At 71.0% G+C, this 6,443-nt stretch carries 5 protein-coding genes; all 5 read right to left on the bottom strand.

Annotated elements, in window-relative coordinates; translation table 11 throughout:
* Positions 1 to 742, bottom strand: a 742-nt coding sequence (locus ACFVYN_RS33255) for an ABC transporter ATP-binding protein (protein WP_390005484.1), incomplete at its 3' end; no start/stop codon positions are given.
* 111 nt (positions 743 to 853) lie between these two features.
* Positions 854 to 1,624, bottom strand: coding sequence for an ABC transporter permease (locus ACFVYN_RS33250; protein ID WP_390005482.1), 771 nt, complete (start codon positions 1,622 to 1,624; stop codon positions 854 to 856).
* Positions 1,625 to 1,626: 2 nt separating this feature from the next.
* A complete protein-coding gene (locus ACFVYN_RS33245; RefSeq protein WP_390005480.1) occupies positions 1,627 to 2,589 on the bottom strand; it encodes an ABC transporter ATP-binding protein in 963 nt (320 codons plus the stop codon).
* A gap of 148 nt (positions 2,590 to 2,737) precedes the next feature.
* A complete protein-coding gene (locus ACFVYN_RS33240) occupies positions 2,738 to 3,673 on the bottom strand; it encodes a cellulose-binding protein (RefSeq protein WP_352391250.1) in 936 nt (311 codons plus the stop codon).
* Positions 3,674 to 3,856: 183 nt separating this feature from the next.
* Positions 3,857 to 6,443, bottom strand: a 2,587-nt coding sequence (gene scy / locus ACFVYN_RS33235) for a polarized growth protein Scy (protein ID WP_390005478.1), incomplete at its 5' end; no start/stop codon positions are given.

Here is a 6,443-nt window from a genome sequence, read left to right as displayed (position 1 = left end):
GCCCGCCCGCCTCCGTGATCGCGGACGACAGCTTCTCGCGCAGCTGCGGCTCGGTGTCGGGCGTGCGCACGCGTGCGAAGCCCGCGGAGTTCGCGGCGATGAAGTCCTGGATGCTCATGTCGGCGAGCAGCTGCCCGCGCCCGATGACGATGAGATGGTCCGCGGTCAGCGCCATCTCGCTCATCAGGTGGGAGGAGACGAAGACCGTACGGCCCTCCGCGGCCAGCGCCTTCATCAGGTTGCGCACCCACAGGATGCCCTCGGGGTCGAGCCCGTTGACCGGCTCGTCGAAGAGCAGCACCTGCGGATCGCCGAGCAGCGCGGCCGCGATGCCGAGCCGCTGGCCCATGCCGAGCGAGAAGCCCTTGGAACGCTTCCTGGCCACGTCCTGGAGGCCGACCACGCCCAGCACCTCGTCCACCCGGCGGGCCGGGATCCCGGACAGCTGGGCCAGACACAGCAGGTGGTTGCGGGCCGCCCGGCCGCCGTGCACGGCCTTGGCGTCGATCAGCGCACCGACCTGCCGGGCCGCGTTCGGCAGCCTGCGATACGGGTGGCCGCCGATCGTCACCCGCCCCGAGGTGGGGTTGTCCAGGCCCAGGATCATCCGCATGGTCGTCGACTTGCCCGAGCCGTTGGGGCCCAGGAAGCCGGTGACGATACCGGGACGCACCTGGAAGGAAAGGTTGTACACAGCGGTCTTGTCGCCGTAGCGCTTGGTCAGGCCGACTGCCTCGATCATGCTCCGCACCCATCGCAAGGTTCAGGACAGCGGGGCACACGCCCCCGTAAGGGTTAGGAGCTTATCGGGACGCTGACGGTTCCGCTCAAATGAAAGCAAAGGCTTGTCGCGTCACGCGTCCCGCTTCTTCAACAGGACATAACCGCCGATCAGCGCCGCCACCACCCACAGCGCCATGATCCCGAGCCCGCCCCAGGGGCCGTAGGGAGTGTCGTCGTCGATCGGCGTGACCACCTGCATGATCCTGCTGCCGGCCTGGTCGGGCAGGAACCGGCCGATCTTCTTCGTCGCCGAGACATTGCCCAGGATGTTGGAGATCAGGAAGAAGAACGGCATCAGGATGCCCAGCGACAGCATCGGTGAGCGCAGCATCGCGGCGACGCCCATCGAGAACATCGCGATGAGAGTCATGTAGACGCCGCCGCCGATCACGGCCCGCAGGACGCCCGGGTCACCGATCTCGGCCCGGTGGGAGCCGAGCATCGCTTGCCCGAGGAAGAAGGTGACGAAGCTGGTGACGAGGCCGACGGCGAGCGAGAGCCCGGTGGCCACCACGATCTTGCTGGCCAGGAAGGTGCCGCGCTGCGGTACGGCGGCAAGCGAGGTGCGGATCATGCCGGTGCTGTACTCGTTCGAGACGACGAGCACCCCGAACACGATCATCGCGAGCTGTCCGAGGCTCATCCCGGCGAAGCTGATGAAGGTCGGGTCGAAGGAGAGCTTGTCCTCGCGGCTCATGTTGTCGAACTCGTTCTTCGACAGGGCCGAGATCAGGATGCCGAGTCCGATGGTGACGACCACGGCGAGGGAGAGCGTCCACACCGTGGAGGCCACCGACCGGATCTTGGTCCACTCGGAGCGGATGACCTGGGTCGCCGCCATGGTCAGTTCCCCTTCCAGCCGTTGCCCCACGGCTGCTGCTGCGGTGCCTCGACGGGTGCGTCGCTGTGGGCGTGGTACTCGACCGACTCCGCGGTCAGCTGCATGAACGCCTCCTCCAGGGAGGCCTGTTGGGGGCTCAGCTCGTGCAGCACGATCTGGTGCTGCGCGGCCAGCTCACCGATGTACTCGGACTTGCTGCCGTCGACCTCCAGCGTGCCGTTGCCGGCCTCCACGACGGTGACCCCGGCCGCGTGCAGCACGTCGAGCAGCCGCTCGCGCTGCGGGGTGCGGATACGGACGTAGGACCGCGAGTTCTGCGCGATGAAGTCGGCCATGGAGGTGTCGGCGAGCAGCCGCCCCTGGCCGATGACGACGAGGTGGTCGGCGGTCAGCGCCATCTCGCTCATGAGGTGGGAGGAGACGAAGACCGTACGGCCCTGTGCGGCAAGGGACTTCATCAGGTTGCGGATCCAGTGGATGCCCTCGGGGTCCAGCCCGTTGACCGGCTCGTCGAACATCAGGATCCGCGGATCACCGAGCAGCGCGCCCGCGATGCCGAGCCGCTGGCCCATGCCGAGCGAGAAGCCCTTGGCCTTCTTCCTCGCGACGGCGGTGAGACCGACCGTGTCGAGGACCTCGTGCACCCGCTTCTTCGGGATGCCGTTGCTCTGCGCGAGGCACAGCAGGTGGTTGAAGGCGCTGCGCCCGCCGTGCGTGGCCTTGGCGTCCAGCAGGGCGCCGATGTACGTGAGCGGGTCCTTGAGCTGGTCGTAGTGCTTGCCGTCGATGCGGACGTCCCCGGCGGTGGGCCGGTCCAGGCCCAGCATCATGCGCATGGTGGTCGACTTGCCGGCGCCGTTGGGACCGAGGAAGCCCGTGACGATGCCGGGTCTGACGGTGAAGGTCAGATTGTTGACCGCCACCTTCTCGCCGTACCGCTTCGTCAGTCCCGCCAGCTCGATCATGCGGACCACGCTAGGTGCGGCGTCCGGCAGATGCCAACCGTATGGGCAAACGGAGGCGACGGGAAAGGTGAATATCCGGCCCCGGACACGCCGAAGGCCCGCACCTGTCGGGGGAGAAGGTGCGGGCCCTTGGTGCCGTCAGGCGGTGTTACCGGGACTGCTGGGCCGGAACCCCACGGGAGATCGGCTCGTCGTCGGCCGGGGTGCTCGCGGCGGCCACCGCGGCGCCCGTCAGCGTGGCGAGCATCTCGCGGACGTTCGTCAGCTGGGCGTTGATCGAGTCGCGACGGTTCGTCAGAGCCGCCAGCTCCCGCTCGGATTCCGAACGGATGCGGTCGGCCTTGGCGTTGGCGTCGGCCACGATGTCCTCGGCCTGGCGCTGCGCGGTCTCCACCGTCTGGCGGGCGCGGCGCTCGGCGTCGGTGCGCAGCTTCTCGGCCTCCAGGCGCAGCTGCTCCGCGCGGTGCTCGATCTCCGCCAGACGCTTCTCCGCCTTCTGCTGACGCGAGGCCAGGTCGCGCTCGGACTGCTCCCGGCGCTTGGCGAGGTTCGTCTCGAAGTCGGCGGCGGCCTGCGCGGCCTTGGCGCGGGTCTCCTCGAAGAGGGCGTCCGCCTCCTCACGCTTGGACTGCGCGTCCTTCTGGGCCTCGGAACGCAGCTGGGACGCGTCGCTCTTGGCCTTCTCGACGATCCGGACGCCCTCGTCCTCCGCCTTGGACTTGCGCTCCGCAGCGAACGATTCTGCGTCGTTGCGGACCTGCTGGGCCGACGACTCGGCGAGTTCGCGGTGCTGCTCGGCCGCGCGACGGGCCTCCTCGCGCAGGTCCTTTGCCTCCTCCTCGGCGAGGCGGAGGATCTTCTCGACACGCGCGCCGAGGCCGGCGTACGACGGCTCGGCGTCGGACACCTGGGCCTGGGCGTTCTGCGTCTCGAGGTGGAGCTCCTCGATGCGCTTTTCCAGGGCGGTGATGCGGGAGAGAGCGCTGTCACGGTCGGAGACGAGCTTGGAGATCCGTTCGTCCACCTGAGCGCGGTCGTACCCACGCCGCACAAGCTCGAAGCCGTAGGGGGAAGTGTCGCTCATGGGGTTCCTGTCAAATGAGACCGGTGAGGTGATAGGGGGAATCCTAGGGGCCGAAGCGGTGTGTCATCGAGCGGATACGTGTTTGATCTGGAGAATGACACCCCTTTTGAGTGGCTAACCCCGGGACGGCTTGCCAAAAACTTGGTCAAAGGCCCCAGACGGCACCGGATTCCGACCAGTCGGTCAGCTGTCCGACGGCTTACCCGAACGAGGGGCGCCGACCGCGGCGCCCGCCTTGACGCCGCCGTCCTTGCCCGCCGATGGAGCCTCGAAGGATTCCAACGCCTCCAGGACGTCCTGGACACGGGAGATCTCGGTGTTGATGTCCTCGCGGCGGCGGACGAGGACCTCGAGCTCGCGCTTGCCCTCCTCGACCGTGCGCCTGGCCTCGCGGATCGCCTCGGCCTTGAGCTCCTCGGCCTCCCGGACCAGCGTGGCCTTCTTCTGCTCGGCCTCCTTGAGAAGCCCCTCGGCCTTCTTGACCGCGGCGATGCGCACCTTGCCGGCTTCCGAATTGGCCTCCGAGACCAGCTCCCTGGCCTTCGCCTGCGCCTTCGCGAGCTGCTCCTCCGCGGCCTTGATGAGCGCGTCGCAGCGGTCGCCGGTCGACTTCATGGTCTCCGCGGCCTCCCGGCGGGCCCGCTCGTGCAGCGCCTCGATCTCGCCGGTGATCCGGTCGCGCAGCTCCTCGGCCCGCTCCCTTATAGCGGTGGCGTCCCGGCGGGCACCGACGAGCAGCTCGTCCGCGTCCGTACGGGCCTTCTCCACGCGCGCGTTGCCCTCGACCGTCGCCTCCGACACCAGCCGGTCGGCCTCCGCGCGGGCCGCGCCCACCATGGTGTCGGCCTGCGCCTCCGCGTCCGTGGTGGTCTTGAGCGCCTGCTGCTGCGCCTCGGTGAGCAGCTTGTCCGCCTCGGCGGCGGTCTCCGTGATGAGCGTGTCGACCTGTTCGGCCGCCTCGGAACGCCGCTTGTTGGCGTCCTTGCGGGCCTCGTCGAGGGTGCGGTCGGCCTCCTCGCGCGCGGAGTTGACCAGCTCCTCGGCCGCGGCCGCCGCCTCCGCCCTGACCCGCTCGGCCTCGCTGCGGATCCGCTCCGCGTGCTGCTGCGCCTGCCCGACCGTGTCGGCGGCCTCGGCCCGCAGCCGCTCCGCGTCGCCGGTGGCCTCGCCGATCAACTGCTCGGCCCTGGCGACCGACTCCGCGCGGACCCGCTCCGCCTCGGCGACCGTCTCCGTGCGCAGCCGGTCGGTTTCGGTGAGGGTCTCCTCGGTGAGCCGCTCCGCTTCGTTGCGCGCCTCGGTGATGAGGGTGTCGGCCTGCCGCGCCGCGTCCGAGCGGATGCGGTTGGCGTCCTCACGGGCGTCCGCCCGGGTGCGTGAGGCGTCCTGCTCGGCCTGGGCGACGGCGTCCGAGGCCTCGGTGCGCGCCCGCTGGGCGTACTCGGCCGACTCCGACCTGAGCCGCTCCGCCTCCGCGATCGCCTCCGAGACGGTGCGCTCGGCGAGGGCCTTGGCGGCGTCCGTCTCCGCGGTGGCCTCGCGCCGGATCCGGGCCGCGTCCTCACTGGCCCGCTCCCGCTCGGAGTAGGCGTCCGAACGGACCCGGTCGGCCTCTTCCTGCGCCTCGCGCCGGGTGCGGTCGGCCACGTGCTCGGCGGCGGAGCGCAGCCCGGTGATCTCCTCCTGCGCCTGCTCGTGCAGCCCGGCGACCGAGTCCCGCACCTGCTGCGCGTGGAGCTCGGCGGCCGACACCAGCTCGGTGGCCCGCCGGTCCGCCTCCTCGACCAGCCGTACGGCCTCGGCCTGGGCCTCCTCGACCCGGTTGCGGGCGGAGGCGAGGAGCTCCTCGCTCTGCTCGCGGGCCCGCTGACGCTCCTGGTCGGCCTCCTGGCGCGCCGAGCCGAGGTACTCCTCGGCCTCGCGGCGGCGCCGGTTGGCCTCCTCCTGGGCGGCGGCCAGCGTCTCGGACGCCTCGGTGGTGATCCGCTCGGCGGCGGTCTGCGCCTCCGCCCGGACCCGGTCCGCGGTGTCCTGCGCCTCGGTCTTCAGCCGCTCCGCCTCGGTGGCGGCCTCGGTGCGCAGCCGTACGGCGACGGCCTCGCCCTCGGCGCGGGAGGCGGACGCGTCGGACGCGGCCTCGGTGCGCAGCCGGTCGGCCTCCGCCTCGGCCTGCTGCTGAAGGGTGCGGATCCGCTCGGCGGCCTCGCCGCGCAGCCGGTCGGTCTCCTCGGCGGCCTCGCGGCGGATCAGCTCGGCCTGCGCGCGCGCCTCGGTCAGGGCCTGCTCGGCGGCGGCGAGACGCTCCTCGGCCTCGGTGCGCAGCCGGGCCAGCTCGTCGGCGGCCTCGGCACGGCGTGCCTCTATGGCCCGCTCGGTCTCCTCGCGCAGCTCGCCCGCGGCCCGCTCGGCGGCGGCTGTGATCTCCTCGGACAGTTCGACGGCCTCGGCGCGCTGCCGCTCGGCCTCGTTGCGGGTGCGCTCCAGGGTCTCCTCGGCCTGCCGGCGCAGCGTGGTGGCGCGCTCGATGGCCTCGGTGCGGACCTTCTCGCTGTCCGTGGTGGCGCTCTGGCGCAGCTCGTCGGCGTCCGCCTTGGCCTTGGAGAGCAGTTCCTCGGCGGTCTTGGCCGCCTCCTCGATCTGCTGGACGGCCTCCTTGCGGGCCTCCGCGCGGATCTTCTCGCCCTCGGCGACCGCCTCGGAGCGCAGCTGCTCGGCCTCGCCGCGCAGCCGGCGGGCCTCCTCCTGCAGCTCGACCGTCTTGGCGCGGTAC

Source organism: Streptomyces sp. NPDC058307 (genome assembly GCF_042880295.1).
Taxonomy (GTDB): Bacteria; Actinomycetota; Actinomycetes; order Streptomycetales; family Streptomycetaceae; genus Streptomyces.
Note: the sequence above shows the minus strand (reverse complement) of the source record. Positions and strands in the feature narration are given on the sequence as shown.